A 14,481-nucleotide genomic window follows, 5' to 3' on the forward strand; every position below is an offset into this window, starting at 1 on the left:
CCCGATACCAAGCAGAAAGGGACGGGGCATCGACCCCGGGGGACACGCGGACATGACGGTTTCCATGGAAGATTTTCCGCCGGCCGAGCGCCAGGCTCCCCCGCCGAGCGCTGAGCGCCGCGGGCCGGAGGGGCGCCGTCCGCAGCGCGGGCCGCGTCCGGACCGGCCGAAGCGCCGGGACGTCTCGGGCTGGGTGATCCTCGACAAGCATGTCGGCATGACCTCGACCCACGCGGTCGCGGTGGTGAAGCGCGCCTTCAACGCCAAGAAGGCCGGCCACGCCGGCACCCTCGACCCGCTGGCCTCCGGCATCCTGCCGATCGCCCTCGGCGAGGCGACCAAGACCGTCCCGTTCGTGATGGACGGCCGCAAGGCCTACCGGTTCACCGTCCAGTGGGGCATCGAGACCGACACCGACGATGCCGAGGGGCGTCCCGTCGCGACGAGCGACGCCCGCCCGGACCGGACGGCGGTCGAGGCGGCGCTGCCGGCTTTCGTGGGCGCGATCGAGCAGGTACCGCCGCGCTACTCGGCCATCAAGATCCAGGGCGAGCGCGCCTACGACCTCGCCCGCGAGGGCGAGACCGTGGAGCTGGTCGCCCGGCCGGTGCAGATCGACCGACTCGCCATCGTCGAGCACGACGGCGAGCGCACCGTGATCGAGGCCGAGTGCGGCAAGGGCACCTACGTGCGGGCCCTGGCCCGCGATCTCGGCCGGATGCTCGGCTGCTACGGCCACGTGGCCGCCCTGCGCCGGACCCGCGTCGGCCCCTTCTCGGAAGCCGAGGCCTGCCCGGTCTCGGCCCTGACCGACGGCAGCCCCGAGGCGGCCCTCGCCTACCTGCGACCGGTGGAGACGGCCCTCGACGCCATCCCGGAGGTCGCGGTGTCGCGCGATCTGGGCCTGCGCCTGATGCGGGGGCAATCGGTCATCCTGCGGGGCCGCGACGCCCCGGTGGAGGGCAAGGCCTTCGCGACCTGCGCCGGGATCCTGGTCGCCGTAGGAGATGTGGAGCGCGGCGAGCTGGTCCCGCACCGGGTGTTCCACCTCGGCGGCACCGCCCCGGGCCGCAGCGCCTGACACGCCGGCTCCGCGCCGCCTGAGCGCGCGGGGCCCCGGCCGGTCCAGGCCGGGCTGAGACGAGAGCGCGCAGGCGGAACGAACCTGAGCCGTGACGCTTTGGCCCCGGCGGACGGTCCGGAATGCTGATGCGTGAACTCGACTACGACGTGGCAGTGATCGGTGCCGGGACCGCCGGAATCGCGGCCCATCGCGCCGCGACGGCGGCGGGGGCGCGGTCGGTCCTGATCGAGCGCGGCCCCGGCGGCACGACCTGCGCGCGGGTCGGCTGCATGCCCTCGAAACTCCTGATTGCCGCGGGCACCGCCGCCCACGTCGCCCGCACCGCCGACCTGTTCGGCATCCGGGTTCCGGACGTCGCGGTGGACGGGCCCGCCGTGCTGCGGCGCCTCCGCGAAGAGCGCGACCGGTTCGTCGGCAGCGTCCTCGAAGGTCTCGACGATCTCCCCGAAGACGAGCGCCTCGGCGGCACGGCGCGGTTCGAGAGCGACCGCACCCTGCTGATCGACGACGCGATCCGGATCCGCTTCCGGGCCGCGGTCATCGCCACGGGCTCGAGTCCGATCGTCCCGGAGCCCCTGCGGGTCCTCGGGGCGCACGTCCTCACCACCGACACGCTCTTCGAGATCCCCGATCTCCCGGCCTCGCTGGCCGTTCTCGGGGCCGGTGCCGTCGGGATCGAGATCGCCCAGGCCATGGCCCGGCTCGGCGTCGCCGTCACGGTCATCGACGCGGGCGACACCGTCGCCGGCCTGACCGAGCCCGACCTCGCCCGGCAGGCCGCCGCGATCTTCGGTTCGGAGATGGATCTTCACCTCGGCGCCGAGGTTCGGGACGCCGTTGCGGACAGCGACGGCGTGCGTCTCGGCTGGGTCGACCGCCACGGTCGCGACCAGGTCACGCGGGCGGCGCGGGTGCTGGCCGCCACCGGCCGTTCTCCGAACCTGGAGCCCCTCGGGCTGGAGGCGACCGGCCTTCGAATCGGCGAGACGGGCGTGCCGGACTTCGACCGGCGCAGCCTCGTCTGCGCCGGGGCACCGATCCTGATCGCCGGCGACGTCGACGGCTGGCGACCGGTGCTGCACGAGGCGAGCCGCCAGGGCACGATCGCGGGCGCCAACGCGGCCGCCCTCGTGGCGGGCCGCCCGGTCGCGACGCCGGAGCCGTGGACGAGCCTCGCGATGGTCTTCACCCATCCCCAGGCGGCGGTGATCGGCGCGCCCTACGACCCGGAGGACGATCGACGGATCGTCGGCGCCCTGGATTTCTCCGACCAGGGGCGCGCCCGCGTGGAGGGACTGAACCGCGGCGGCATGCGGATCTGGGCCGATCGGTCCAAGCGACTGCTCGGGGGCGAGATGCTCGGGCCGGCCGTGGAACACCTCGCGCACCTGCTCACGTACGCCGTCGCCGAGAAGCAGACGGCCCAGGCCGTGCATGATCGCCCGGTGTACCATCCTACGGTTGAAGAAGGGCTTATCAGTATTATGTCTAAGATCATACAGAGAAGCTGAGGCGTTGATCTTGCTGACATCACTAGCATTGCGCTCGGCCATTTCGGTCGCCATACCCGTCTGAATGAGCCGGTTTCGCTCCTGATGCCGCCCAGCCAGGCCCCCGATACGGACGTCGATCTCGACGTCATCGCGCCGGACGCGCTCGACCGCCTCGACCAGGGGGTGATCGGGCTCGATGCGGCCGGCACCGTCGTGGCCTTCAGCGAGGGCGCGAGCGCGATCTCCGGGCTGTCGCGCGATGCCGTCCTCGGGCGCGACTATTTCCGCGACGTGATGCCGGGCACCAACGTGCCGAGCTTCCGCGGCCGGTTCCTCGCGGGCGCGCGCCGCGGCGCCCTGGACGAGACCTTCGACTACGTCTTCGGCCGGCTACCGCAGCCGCTCCGGGCCCGGATCCACATGCGTCACGGCCGGATCGGCGGCACGCGCCCGGTGACGTGGCTGACCATCGATCCGGTCGAGAGCCTCGGCGCCGACCTGTCGCGCGAGGCCGTGATGGCGGCGATCGGCCGGCGGGTGCGCGCCGAGCCGGTGGATGCCAGCCTCTGCGAGCGCGAGCCGATCCACATCCCGGGCTCGATCCAGCCCAACGCCGTGATGCTCGCGGCCGATGCCGGAACCCTCCTGGTCGCGGCCTACTCGGCCAATGTCGGCGAGATCATCGACCCGATCGAGCCGCCGCTGGCGGGCCGGCCCCTGGCGGACGTGCTGCCGGCGGAGGTCGTCGCGGCGATCCGCGCGCGGCTCGCGAGCGGGACCCTCGAGGACGGCGCCTCCATCCGCCGGACCCTGACCTTCCCGGATCGCGGCGCCTATCACGCCGTCGTCCACGCCCATGCCGGCCGCGTCATCGTCGAGATGGAGCTCGAGCCGGACTCGGCCGACGATTTCGCTACGGCAAGTCAGGTCGATACCGAGCTGGCCGTCGGTCGCCTGCGCGAGGCCGGGACCCTGGCCGAGGCCGCCCGGATCGCGGCTCTCGAGATCCGGGCCCTGACCGGCTTCGAGGCGGTGCTGGTCTACCGCTTCGACCCGGACTGGAACGGCGAGGCCGTGGCCGAGGACAAGGTGCCGGGCTGGTCGCGCAGCCTGCTGGGCCTGCGTTTCCCCGCCTCCGACATTCCCGCCCAGGCCCGGGCCCTCTACACCAAGGCCAAGAGCCGCTTCGTCATCGACCGCGACAGCGTCCCGGTCGGGCTGGTCGCGGCGCCCGGGGCCGGAAACGGCCCGATCGACCTGACCTTCGCCCAGCACCGCACGCTCTCGCCGATCCACCTGGAGTACCAGCGCAACCTCGGCGTGAACGGCTCGATGTCGATCTCGATCATGGTCGAGGGACGGCTCTGGGGCCTGATGATCGGTCACCATCGCCGCCCGCACTATGTCACGCCGGAGACGCGCGCGGCCGCCACGGTGCTCACCGACGCCTTCGCCATGCGGGTGGAGGAAATCGAGTCGCGCCGGCTCTGGGCCGAGCGGCAGGCGCATCTCGACGTCGAGGGACGCCTCGTGCGCGGCCTGACCCGATCCGACGACTTCGTCGCCGCCCTGACCGCCGGGACGACGACGCTGCTCGACCTGTTCAGCGCCACCGGCGCCGGCATCGTCTCCGGCGAGCGGGTCACGCTGATCGGACGGACGCCGCCGGCCGAGATGGTGGCGGCGATCGCGGGCTGGCTGCGGGCGCGCGTGCCGGAGGGCGAGGTCGTCTACAGCAGCGACAGCTTCAGCGCCGACTATCCGGAGACCGGGCCGCATCGCGAGATCGCCAGCGGCCTGCTCTCGGCCTTCGTGGACGATTCGCGCGAGAACCTGCTGGTGTGGTTCCGGCCCGAGGTGCCCAGCACGGTCACGTGGGGCGGCGACCCGCGCAAGCCCGTCCTCGCCGGAAGCGGTCCCGTGGCGGTGCTGCCCCGCCGCTCGTTCGAGCGCTGGGTCGAGGAGCGCACCGGCTTCGCCGCGCCCTTCGCGGAATGGCAGGTCCAGCTCGCCGGCTCCCTGGCCGAGGCGGTCGAGGGCGTCGTGTTGCGCCAGCGGCGCAAGATCGACGAACTCACCGGCCTGCTCGCCGAGAAGGAGCGCCTGCTCGAGCAGAAGGATCTCCTCACGCGGGAGATCGACCACCGGGTCAAGAACTCCCTGCAGATCGTCTCGGCCTTCCTGCAGATGCAGCGGCGCCAGATCGCCGACGGCGAGGCCCGGCAGGCCTTCGCCGACACCTCCGCGCGGGTGATGAGCGTCGCGCGGGTGCACGACAGCCTGTACCAGGCGGATCGGTTCGACGAGGTCGATCTCGGCCAGACCATCGAGAGCCTGTGCAACGACCTCGCGGGGCTGGCCGGCGACGGGCACGCGGTCGACATGTCGGCGGAGCCCGGCCTGATGGTGCCCTACCGCAAGGCGGTGGCGCTCTCGATGATCGCCACGGAACTCGTCACCAACGCCTTCAAGTACGCGGCGAACCCGGCCGGCGGCGGCCGTGTCGAGGTCAGCGTCTCGGCCTCCGGCCCCGGCGAGGTCCAGCTGCGCGTCTGCGACGACGGGGCCGGCCTGCCCGACGACTGGGCCGACGCCAAGGCGCGGAGCAAGGGCTCGGGCCTCGGCATGAAACTGATCCGGGCGATGCTCGACCAGATCAACGCCAAGCTCACCGTCGCCAACAATCCCGGCGCCTGCTTCACGATCACCGCGTGAGGTCCCGCGACGGCCTGCACGCGCGGCTGCGCGCCGCGACCGATCCGGCCCACCGGGCGCTGGAGGTGTCCCTCGACTGGCAGGCGCGGGTGGCGACGCTCGACGGCTACCGGGACCTGCTGGGGCGCCTCTACGGCTTCCACGCGGTCTGGGAGGCGGCCATCGGATCGGGACTCGCCGACGAGCCGTTCCTGGCGCCGCGGCGCCGTCTCGCGCTCCTCGCGGCCGATCTCGACCATCTCGGCCTCCGTCCGGACGCGGTCGCGGCGCTCCCGCGGCCGGCCGCTCCGGCTCTCCACGGGCCGGCCGCCGCCACGGGCGCGCTCTACGTGCTGGAGGGATCGACCCTCGGCGGGCAGCTGATCGGCCGGCACATCGCCGGCCTGCACGGATTCTCCGGCGCGGGGCTCGCCTATTACCGGGCGCACGGGCCCGCCGCGGGGGCGATGTGGGCCGCCTTCCGCGCGCGCCTGGACGCGTTCGGCGACGACCCGGCCGCGGAGGCCGCGCTCACCGGCGCGGCCTTGTCGACCTTCGCGGCGATGCGCGCGTGGCTCTGCCCGGTCCCGGAGCTGCCGGCCGCCGCCTGAGCCGCTCAGGCGGCGACGAGGGCGTCCCGCTCCGCCGCCAGATGGAGCATCAGCCGCTCGACGAGCCGCCCCGGTGGCCGGCCCGCCGGCCGGAGCAGCAGCGTCTCGATGGGAATCTCGGGCCGGAACGGCCGCAGCACGATGGGCAGCCCGCCGAGCGCCCGTGCCGGGACCGGATCGACGATGGCGGCGCCGAGTCCCTCGGCGACGAGGCCGCAGCGGGCCGCCGTGTACTCGGCCATCAGGGCGAAGCGCGGCGTCGCGCCGGCGCTCGCGAAGGCCGCCTCGGTGGCCGCCTGCACGGGGCTCGACCCGGCCGCGATCAGCGGCACCCCGGCGAGATCCGCCGCCGTGACGACGCGCCGGCGGACCAGGGCGTGCCCGCGGGGCAGCGCGCACACGGCCGCGACCCGCAGGAACGGCTCGGCGCTCACCCCGGCATGGCCGGAGCGCGGCCGGGCGAGGCCGAGGTCACACTGGCCCGAGGCGGTCCACGACCAGATCGTGTCTGGGCTGGGGACGTGGACCGAGATGCGCAGATCCGGGCATTCCGCGTCGAGGCGGCGAATGGCGCGCGGCAGCAATCCGGCGGCCAGGGAGGGCTGGCAGGCGACGCGCAATCCGCCGGTGCCGCGCTCGCGGATCCGGCGCGCGGCCTGCTGCAGGTGATCGAGGCCCGCGTAGGTCTGCGCGACCTCCTGGGCGAAGGCCTCGCCCTCCGGGGTCGGGAACGCGTTGCCGTGCCCGCGCACGAACAGCGCGAAGCCGAGGGCCGCCTCCAGCTGCGCGATGGCGCGGCTGATATGGGGCTGCCCGATGCCCAGGACCTCGCCGGCCCGCGTCATGCCGCCGTGGCGCATCACGGCGCGGAAGAGGTCGAGATGTGCGGGGTTCATCATGCCGAAACTGCATGGACGCGGGTCAGCGCGGCATTTGACGGCATCGGCCGGGACGGTTGTCAATGCCGCCCGCCGTCCCGACCCCGAGGCCCGTCCCGCAATGCTCGCCTTCGCGCTCTCCGCCCTGCTCGCCGTGCTGGCGGGCGCCGGACTCGTCTTGCAGCAGATCCTGAACGCGAATCTCCGCGCGGGCCTCGACTCCGCGTCCTGGGCCGGCGTCTCCAGCTACGCGGTCGGGCTCGCCTGCATGGCGCTCCTCGCCGCCGCCTTGCGCGACCCGGTGCCGACGGCCGGCGTGGCGGAGCGCATCCCGTGGTGGACCTGGAGCGGCGGCCTGTTCGGCGCGGTGTTCATCGGCCTCGCGATCCTGCTGGTCCCGAAGCTCGGCGCCGCGACCTTCTTCGCGCTCCTCGTCACGGGCCAGATGGTCGCCTCGGTGCTGTTCGACCACGCCGGCCTGCTCGGCCTCGCGCAGCGGCCCGTCGACCTGCCGCGCCTCCTGGGGATCGCGCTCCTGATCGGCGGCGTCGTGCTGATCCGCCGCTAGAGCCGTGCGCGATCGCGCTGCAACCGAGCACGGCTCCAAGCCTTTGTCTTGACACGCTCTCTTGCGCCGGACCGGTATCCACTTCGGCGGAGAGCGCTCCAGGGCCGGATCACGGCGTCTCGGCCAGCAGGCCCTCGACGAAGGGGGCGAGGCCGGTGCGGCGCGCCCGCCGGAGGCGCTCGGCCGCCAGGATCCCCTGGAGGGCCCGGAAGGCGTTCTGCAGATCGTCGTTGACGATGACGTAGTCGTACTCGACCCAGCGCTGGATCTCGGTCCGGGCGTTGGCGAGACGCTTCTCGATCGTCTCGGCGGAATCCTCCGCCCGGCGCTCCAGGCGCTGGCGCAGCTCGGCCATGCTGGGCGGCAGGATGAAGACCGTCACCACGTCCTGGGCGAGCTTGGAGCGCACCTGCCGCGTGCCCTGGTAGTCGATGTCGAAGATCATGTCCCGGCCGGAGCCGAGCACCTTCTCCACCGGCCGCCGGGGCGTGCCGTAGAAGTTGCCGTGGACCTCGGCCCATTCGAGCAGGTCGTCGCGCTCGCGCAGGTCGTCGAACGCCTCGCGCTCGATGAAGTGGTAGTGCCGCCCGTCGATCTCGGAGGGCCGCCGCCCCCGCGTGGTCACCGAGATCGACAGGTCGAGCGCCCAGCTCGGATCCTGCGCGATCGCCCGCGTCAGGGTGGTCTTTCCCGCGCCCGAAGGCGAGGAGAGGATCAGGATCAACCCGCGCCGCGCGATCGAGTCGGAGACGCTCCCGGCCGGCTCGGTCATGCGCGTGGCTCCCCGACGTTTCGCATCCGTATCCTCACGTCCCGATCCGGCATCGTGCCCGGCATCATTCGATGTTCTGCACCTGCTCGCGGAACTGCTCGACCACGGCCTTCAGGTCGAGTCCGATCCGCGACAGGCTGATATCGTTGGCCTTGGCGCACAGGGTGTTGGCCTCGCGGCCGAATTCCTGGGCCAGGAAGTCCAGCCGCCGGCCGATCGCGCCACTGGCCGCCAGCAGGTCCCGGGCGCTCGCCACGTGGGCGCGGAGCCGGTCCAGCTCCTCGCGGACATCTGCCTTGCCGGCGAGCAGCATCGCCTCCTGGTGCAGGCGGTCCGGGTCGAGGCCGCTGCCGCCGAGGGCCGCGACGGCCGCCTCCAGCCGTGCCCGCACGGCCTCGGGCTGGCGGGCCGGGTTCTCCTCGGCCGCCTGGGTCAGCGCGGCGATCCGGTCGACCTGAGCGGTGACGACCTGCTCGAGCTGGCGCCCCTCGGCGCGGCGCGCCTCGACGAGATCCGCGACCAGCTGGACCACGCCCGCGGCCAGGTCCCGGGCGAGGGTGTCGGTGTCGGCCGCCTCGTCCTCGACCTCGATCACGCCGCGCACGCCGAGCAGCCCGTCCATCGTGGCGGGGGCCACGCCCTCGGGGACCGGCACCCGGGCCACCGCCTGGGCGAGGCTCGCCAGGAGGGTCTCGTTGATCCGCACCCGCGCGGTCGTCTCCGGCTTGGTGAGGGTCAGCGTCAACTGGCACTGCCCGCGGGTGAGTGTCTTCTGGAGCGCGGTGCGCGCGGTCTCGCCGAGCCCGTCATAGCCGGCCGGCACGCGGGTGCGCACGTCGAGGCCGCGCCCGTTGACGCTGCGGACCTCCCAGGCCCAGTGCACCGGTCCGGCACTGCCCGCCGTCCGGGCGAAACCGGTCATGCTCGCGATCTGGGCCACGCCGACCCCCGTCCCCGTGAAGATCGGGGCCTGTAGCACGGATCACTCCGGTGGGAAGAGGCCGGTCGCCGCCGTCGCCGCGTCGCGAGGCGCGTCGGGCGCGCGTCGGACGCGCCGCGCGCCCGGCCATCTCGGGCGGCGCCGTGCAGTCGAGCGGCACCCGGCACGCTGTTGGGACCGGTAGGGCCGCCCGCCCGCGACGCGGGCCCCGTCCGCCGTCGCCCGCGCGGTCGCGGTGGTCACGTTTTCACTTTCGTGTCGCGCGGCCGACGTTGCATTCCGCAGTGAAGGTGTGCTCGAAATCCCGCTCGTCTGCACATGAACTCGGATGGCGCATGCCGCGATCAGTATTGGGGAGGACCGCGCTCACGCCGTTCGGGATGTCCGCGCTGGGCGTCGGCATCTGGGAGGATGCGCCGCACACGGGATGCGTGCGCGGGGACGCGACGATGGCGCGGATCTTCGGCCTGACCGAGACCGAGGCGGCGGACGGCATCACCTGGGAGCAGCTCTCCGCGCTCTTCCACCCGGAGGACCTCGCCCGGGACCAGAGCGAGCGCCGTCGCGTCCGCGAGGAGGGCGGTCTCTTCGCCTGGGAGCACCGCATCGTGCCCGCGCCGGGCGTCGTGCGCTGGGTCCTGGCGCGGGGCCGGTTCGAGCGTCGCGCGGACGGGCACATCTACGGTCGGGGCATCGTGATCGACATCACCGACAGCCGGGTCGACGGCCCGTACGAGCCGCCGGTCGGTTTTCTCGGGGCTCCGACCGAGCCGGGGACCGCCGTCGAGCGGATGGCCGATTACGCGATGCGCCTGTGGGAGCTGGTCGGCGATCTTGGGCCCGGGGAGGCGACGCGGGTGCAGCCGCTGCTCGAGGCGCTGCTCTACGAGCTGGGACGGCAGATCGCGGCCTCGCTGTCGGGCGAGCCGCCAGAGGCGCCGCGGCGCCCGCGGAACCCGCGGGCGCATTGAGGGCGGCCCCGACGGCGCCGAAGCCGGCGGCGCGGACCGGCGCCGCTGCCTAGCGGCGGCCGCGCGGCGCCGGTGCCGGCTCGCTCAGGGTCGGGACCGTCTTGGGCGAGCCCAGATCGTAGCTGCGGTTCTTGAGGGGATCGAGGCGGGTGCCCTCGGACGCGTCGAAGGCGCGCGTGCCCGGTGTGCCGGTATCCAGGGCGAAGGCCGCGTTGGTGTTGATCCCGTTGCCCGCGGGGGCGCCGCCCGGCGCGTAGGCCGAGGCGCGGCCCGGCGTGGTCGAGTCCGGGCCCGGCTCGACCTTGTCGACGGCGTCCGGCGGCGCCTGCCGGCTCTTCTCGACCGCCCGCCAGCGGGCGACGTTGCGCTGGTGCGCCTCGAGGGAATCGGCGAAGGCGTGGCCGCCGGTGCCGTCCGCGACGAAGTACAGGTCCTTGGTCCGGGAGGGGTTGGCCACTGCCTCCAGGGCGGCGCGGCCGGGATTGGCGATCGGCCCCGGCGGCAGGCCCTCGATCACGTAGGTGTTGTAGGGGGTCGGCCGGTCGATCTCGGAGCGCAGGATCCCGCGGCCGAGGGTGCCGCGCCCGCCCACGAGCCCGTAGACGATCGTGGGATCGGATTGCAGCTTCATCCGCTTGTTGAGGCGGTTGATGAAGACGCCGGCCACCCGGGGCCGCTCGTCGGCGCGGCCGGTCTCCTTCTCGACGATGGAGGCGAGGGTCACCATCTCGGCCGGGGTCCGCACCGGCACGTCGGCGCTGCGCCGCAGCCAGATCTGGTTCAGGACCTCGCGCTGCTTGGCCTTCATCAGGTTGACGATCTGCTGCCGGGTGGCGCCGCGCTCGAACTTGTAGGTGTCCGGCAGGAGCGAGCCTTCCGGGGGGATCTCGTTGATCTCGCCAGCGAGCACGTCGTTGTCGTTGAGGCGGGTGACGATCTGCTCGGAGGTCAGGCCCTCCGGGAAGGTGATGGCGTGCTGGACCTGCCGGCCTGTGGCGATCGTGTCGAGCGCGTCGGAGATGCTCGCGTGCGCCTTGAAGACGTACTCGCCGGCCCGCAGCGCCGGCCGGCCGCCGAAGCGGGCGGCGAACTCGAACAGGCCGGTATGGTCGATCACGCCCTCGCGCTTCAGGGTCTCGGCGATCTCGGCCGTTCCGCTGTGGGTCGGGATGACCACGACCTTGTCGGCCGCGAGCGGGCCCGGCTCGCGCACCTGCCGCTGGAACAGCGTGATCCCGATCATCGCCGCGATGGCGATGACGACCGCGAAGGTCAGGGCGCCGCTGATCAGGCCCACGAGGCCGCTCCGCTCGCGCTCGGGCTTCTCCGGCGGCGGGGGCGCGACGGTCGGCTTGATCGCCTCGCCGGGCGAGCGCGGCGACAGCCGCTGCGGCAGGGCGGGCTCGTCCGTCGGATCCTGCGCGGCGGTCTCGGGCGCGGGCGTCTTTGAGCGGCGGAAGAACATCGGGATCCTGTCTGGGCCCGCGCGACCCGTCACGCGTCGCGGGCCGGGATCGGCTGCCCGCAACCGGGTGCGCACGTCGAGGGGCGTAACCCTAGTCGGGTTTGTGGCGAAATTGCCGTTCCGCGGCGCGATAGGCGCCGATCGGCGCGCTCAGCCTGGAGGCTGGCAGGTGGCGCAGTAGAAGGTCGAGCGGTTCGCCTGCACGATGCGGGTGATCGCGCCGGCGCATCCGGGCCGGCTGCAGGGCAGGCCGACCCGGTCGTAGACCCGGAAGGCGTGCTGGAACGCGCCCGCGCTGCCGTCCGTGTGGGCGTAGTCGCGCAGGGTCGAGCCGCCGGCCTTCACGGCCTCCTCGAGGACCTGCACGATCGCCTTGGCCAGGGCGTTGGCCTTGGGCGTCGGGCGCCCGTCCGGCCGGGCGAGGCTCCCGGCCGGCGCTTCCGGATGCAGGCGCGCCCGGTGCAGCGCCTCGCACACGTAGATGTTGCCGAGGCCCGCGATCAGGCGCTGGTCGAGCAGGGCGGCCTTCAGCGGCGCGATCTTGTGGCGGAAGAGCTGCGCGATCACAGCCCCGGTCAGCCCGTCGAGGGGCTCCACGCCCATCCGGGCGAAGTGGCGGCAGGCCGCGAGCTCCGCGCTCGGGACCAGATCCATGAAGCCGAAGCGGCGGGCGTCGTTGTAGGTCACCGTGGCGCCGGTGCTCATCGCCATGACCACGTGGTCGTGCCGGGGCGTGCCCTGGGCGCCTTCGAGGTAGAAGTCTCCCGGCGACAGGTTGCTGCCGTCGGGCAGAGCCACGTCGAACCGCCCGCTCATGCCGAGATGCATGACCAGCGTCTCGCCCGAGTCGAGGGCGGCGGTGAGGTACTTCGCCCGGCGCGCGAGGCTCGTGACGGTCCGCCCCTCGAGGCGGGCGGCGAAGCGCTCGGGGAACGGGAAGCGCAGGTTGGGCCGGCGCAGGGTGACGCGGCTGAACCGCGCGCCGACCAGGGCGGGCGCCAATCCCCGCCGCACGGTCTCGACCTCGGGAAGCTCCGGCATCTCTCTCGCGATTTCTGCGTCCGCGGCGCCCCGTGCGCCGGATCCGGATATCGGCGGGATCGGTCCGGGCCGCAACCGCGGGGAACCGGCGCGGTTTGCCGCGCGTCCCGCGCCGAGGCCCGTCCTAGCGGCGGCGCAGGCGGACGTAGAGGGCGCCGCCGCCGCCATGGTGGCGGGCGGCCTCCTCGAAGCCGAGGACGATGCCGCGCAGATCCGGCCCCCGCAGCCAGTGCGGCACGCTGCGGCGGAGGACGCCCCGCTCGGAGAAGGCGTCCGCGTGGCCCGGGCCGCCCTTGCCGGTGACGACCAGCACGTAGGAATGCCCAGCGGCCCGGGCGCGGAGCAGGAAGCCCGTCAGCGCGGCGTGGGCCTCGGCCTGCACCATCCCGTGCAGGTCGATCCGCGCCTCGATCGCGAGCCGCCCCCGGCGCAGGCCGAGCTTGGCGTTCCGCTCCAGCCCGGCACTCGGCGCGTGCCGCTGGGGCGGCGCCTGGTAGGGAGCGGCGGTGGCCGGGCGCGCCGGCTCCGAGGCCGGCTTCGGCGGGTGCTTCGCCCGCGGCCTCTTGGCGGCCGGCGGCGCGCTGGGCTTCAGGATCGGCGCCGAGAGGGCCGGCATGGTGGCGGTCGGGCCCGGCGGCGGAGGTGTCTCGGGCACCGGGGCGGCGCGGCCCGGCAGCGGCGTGACCAGCTTGGCGATCGCGTCCCAGAGGCGGGTCTCTCCCGCGGTGAGGCGGCGCCCGCGGCGCGGGGCCCTCACGGCGCGGCTCCGGGCACCGCCGCGCGGCGCGGCAGCAGGACCACGAAGCCGATCGCGTCGCGGAGGTTGCCGGCGGCCACGCCGGCCTCCGCACCGGTACCGACGAAGAGGTCGCCGCGGGCGGGGCCGACGATCGCCGAGCCGGTATCGGCGGCGATGACGAGGCGCCCGGCCTCACCTGGTGTCGCGCCGGGGAGGGGGCCGGCGAGCCAGAACGGCAGGCCGTACCGCCAGAGGGTCGAATCCACCGCCAGGCTGCGGCCCGGGTTGAGGGGGGCGTTCGCGGCGCCCGGTGGCCCGAGGGCCGGATCCGCGACCGGAGCGAGGCGGAAGAAGATGTAGGAGGCGTTGGCGCGGATCAGGCGCTTGGCGGTCTCGGGATGGGCGCGCAGCCAGCCGGTCCAGCGGGCGAGCGTCAGGCCCTCCAGGGGCAGGTGGCCCTCTTGGACGATCAGCTTGGCCACCGCCGTGTAGGGGCGGCCGTTGCGGCCGTCGTAGAGCACCCGCACCGCGCGCCCGTCCGGCAGCCGGACGCGCCCGGAACCCTGGACCTGCAGGACCAGCAGGTCGACCGCGTCGCGCAGCCACAGGATCGGCTTCGCCCGCGCGCCCAGGGCGCCGTCGTCGATCGCGGCGCGGTCGGGGTAGGGGGCGAAGCCGTCCGCGGTGGCGCGGGCGGCGCGCAGGGCCGGGTCGAGCCCCGGGCGGGTCTCGCCGGGGCCGAGGGAGATCAGGTCATCGGGGCGGGCCAGGACCGGCGTCGGGAAATCCGGGCCGGGCTCCAGGGAGCCGGTGAGTTCCGGCTCGAAATAGCCGGTCAGGAAGCCGGGCCGGTCCGCGCCGGGCCGCGCGACGCGGAACGCCTCGAACCGCTCGCGGAAGAAGGCGGCGGCGTCGGGCACGGGGCCGGCGGCGGCCGCGCAGGCCTCGGCGAGGGCGGCCGGATCTCCCGCGACGCCGTCGGGCTGGGGCAGGGCGGGCGGCGGGGCCGCGCAGACGCGGCGGAAGGCGTCGAGCGCCGCCTCAGCCCCCGCGCCGGGGAAGCCCGGCAGGTCCGCCGCGGCCACGGGGGTCAGCACCGCGCCGCCGACTGCCGTCGGCGCGGCGGACACGGCATGACTCAGGAGGGACGCGAGGAGGGCGGCCGGGACTGCTCCGGACCGGGCGCGGGACATCGGCACGGCAAGATCGTCACGGAACGCCGGTC

The 14,481-nt window shown here is 74.0% G+C and carries 13 protein-coding genes; 6 read left to right on the forward strand and 7 right to left on the reverse strand.

Annotated elements, in window-relative coordinates; translation table 11 throughout:
* Positions 1-52: 52 nt before the first annotated feature.
* From truB to C4T42_RS07325, 4 genes are all read left to right on the forward strand, one after another.
* The gene (gene truB, locus C4T42_RS07310) at positions 53-1,081 is read left to right on the forward strand and encodes a tRNA pseudouridine(55) synthase TruB (protein WP_103984957.1); all 1,029 of its coding nucleotides are present in this window, start codon (positions 53-55) and stop codon (positions 1,079-1,081) included.
* A gap of 128 nt (positions 1,082-1,209) precedes the next feature.
* Entirely contained in the window at positions 1,210-2,595 is a 1,386-nt protein-coding gene (locus C4T42_RS07315; RefSeq protein ID WP_103984982.1) for a dihydrolipoyl dehydrogenase, read from the forward strand.
* Positions 2,596-2,679: 84 nt separating this feature from the next.
* The gene (locus C4T42_RS07320; RefSeq protein ID WP_103984958.1) at positions 2,680-5,292 is read left to right on the forward strand and encodes a histidine kinase dimerization/phosphoacceptor domain -containing protein; all 2,613 of its coding nucleotides are present in this window, start codon (positions 2,680-2,682) and stop codon (positions 5,290-5,292) included.
* The gene (locus C4T42_RS07325) at positions 5,289-5,882 is read left to right on the forward strand and encodes a biliverdin-producing heme oxygenase (protein WP_042671428.1); all 594 of its coding nucleotides are present in this window, start codon (positions 5,289-5,291) and stop codon (positions 5,880-5,882) included. Before C4T42_RS07320 ends, C4T42_RS07325 begins: the two co-directional genes overlap by 4 nt.
* A gap of 5 nt (positions 5,883-5,887) precedes the next feature.
* Here C4T42_RS07325 and C4T42_RS07330 read toward each other — a convergent pair whose 3' ends face one another.
* A complete protein-coding gene (locus tag C4T42_RS07330; RefSeq protein WP_020092710.1) occupies positions 5,888-6,781 on the reverse strand; it encodes a LysR family transcriptional regulator in 894 nt (297 codons plus the stop codon).
* A gap of 100 nt (positions 6,782-6,881) precedes the next feature.
* Here C4T42_RS07330 and C4T42_RS07335 point away from each other — a divergent pair, with 100 nt between their 5' ends.
* Positions 6,882-7,328 (forward strand): DMT family transporter, encoded by a 447-nt coding sequence (locus C4T42_RS07335; protein WP_020092709.1) that lies wholly within the window; start codon positions 6,882-6,884, stop codon positions 7,326-7,328.
* Between the two features lie 109 nt (positions 7,329-7,437).
* Here C4T42_RS07335 and gmk read toward each other — a convergent pair whose 3' ends face one another.
* Together gmk and C4T42_RS07345 are read right to left on the reverse strand one after the other, a co-directional pair.
* Entirely contained in the window at positions 7,438-8,100 is a 663-nt protein-coding gene (gene gmk / locus C4T42_RS07340) for a guanylate kinase (RefSeq protein ID WP_020092708.1), read from the reverse strand.
* 64 nt (positions 8,101-8,164) lie between these two features.
* Positions 8,165-9,022, reverse strand: a complete 858-nt coding sequence (locus C4T42_RS07345; protein WP_042671436.1) for a YicC/YloC family endoribonuclease — start codon at positions 9,020-9,022, stop codon at positions 8,165-8,167.
* 353 nt (positions 9,023-9,375) lie between these two features.
* Between C4T42_RS07345 and C4T42_RS07350 the strand changes: the two genes are divergently transcribed.
* Entirely contained in the window at positions 9,376-10,011 is a 636-nt protein-coding gene (locus C4T42_RS07350) for a PAS domain-containing protein (RefSeq protein ID WP_043712453.1), read from the forward strand.
* 49 nt (positions 10,012-10,060) lie between these two features.
* Here C4T42_RS07350 and mltG read toward each other — a convergent pair whose 3' ends face one another.
* From mltG to C4T42_RS07370, 4 genes are all read right to left on the reverse strand, one after another.
* A complete protein-coding gene (gene mltG, locus C4T42_RS07355; protein WP_020092705.1) occupies positions 10,061-11,476 on the reverse strand; it encodes an endolytic transglycosylase MltG in 1,416 nt (471 codons plus the stop codon).
* Between the two features lie 150 nt (positions 11,477-11,626).
* The gene (gene mutM, locus C4T42_RS07360; RefSeq protein WP_020092704.1) at positions 11,627-12,517 is read right to left on the reverse strand and encodes a bifunctional DNA-formamidopyrimidine glycosylase/DNA-(apurinic or apyrimidinic site) lyase; all 891 of its coding nucleotides are present in this window, start codon (positions 12,515-12,517) and stop codon (positions 11,627-11,629) included.
* 124 nt (positions 12,518-12,641) lie between these two features.
* Positions 12,642-13,274 carry a Smr/MutS family protein gene (locus C4T42_RS07365; protein ID WP_020092703.1) on the reverse strand — a complete coding sequence of 211 codons (633 nt, stop codon included), beginning with the start codon at positions 13,272-13,274 and terminating at the stop codon, positions 12,642-12,644.
* Positions 13,271-14,449, reverse strand: coding sequence for an MltA domain-containing protein (locus C4T42_RS07370; RefSeq protein WP_244603187.1), 1,179 nt, complete (start codon positions 14,447-14,449; stop codon positions 13,271-13,273). The genes C4T42_RS07365 and C4T42_RS07370 overlap by 4 nt, the downstream gene beginning before the upstream one ends.
* Positions 14,450-14,481 lie beyond the last annotated feature (32 nt).

Origin of the sequence: Methylobacterium sp. 190mf, assembly GCF_900107945.1 — a bacterium.
GTDB lineage: Bacteria > Pseudomonadota > Alphaproteobacteria > Rhizobiales > Beijerinckiaceae > Methylobacterium.

Coding starts and splice junctions, on each gene's coding strand:
- C4T42_RS07370 (WP_244603187.1), bottom strand. CDS start 14,449: ATGTCCCGCGCCCGGTCCGGAGCAGTCCCGGCCGCCCTCCTCGCGTCC.
- truB (WP_103984957.1), top strand. CDS start 53: ATGACGGTTTCCATGGAAGATTTTCCGCCGGCCGAGCGCCAGGCTCCC.
- mutM (WP_020092704.1), bottom strand. CDS start 12,517: ATGCCGGAGCTTCCCGAGGTCGAGACCGTGCGGCGGGGATTGGCGCCC.
- C4T42_RS07350 (WP_043712453.1), top strand. CDS start 9,376: ATGCCGCGATCAGTATTGGGGAGGACCGCGCTCACGCCGTTCGGGATG.
- gmk (WP_020092708.1), bottom strand. CDS start 8,100: ATGACCGAGCCGGCCGGGAGCGTCTCCGACTCGATCGCGCGGCGCGGG.
- C4T42_RS07335 (WP_020092709.1), top strand. CDS start 6,882: ATGCTCGCCTTCGCGCTCTCCGCCCTGCTCGCCGTGCTGGCGGGCGCC.
- mltG (WP_020092705.1), bottom strand. CDS start 11,476: ATGTTCTTCCGCCGCTCAAAGACGCCCGCGCCCGAGACCGCCGCGCAG.
- C4T42_RS07320 (WP_103984958.1), top strand. CDS start 2,680: ATGCCGCCCAGCCAGGCCCCCGATACGGACGTCGATCTCGACGTCATC.
- C4T42_RS07330 (WP_020092710.1), bottom strand. CDS start 6,781: ATGATGAACCCCGCACATCTCGACCTCTTCCGCGCCGTGATGCGCCAC.
- C4T42_RS07345 (WP_042671436.1), bottom strand. CDS start 9,022: ATGACCGGTTTCGCCCGGACGGCGGGCAGTGCCGGACCGGTGCACTGG.
- C4T42_RS07315 (WP_103984982.1), top strand. CDS start 1,210: ATGCGTGAACTCGACTACGACGTGGCAGTGATCGGTGCCGGGACCGCC.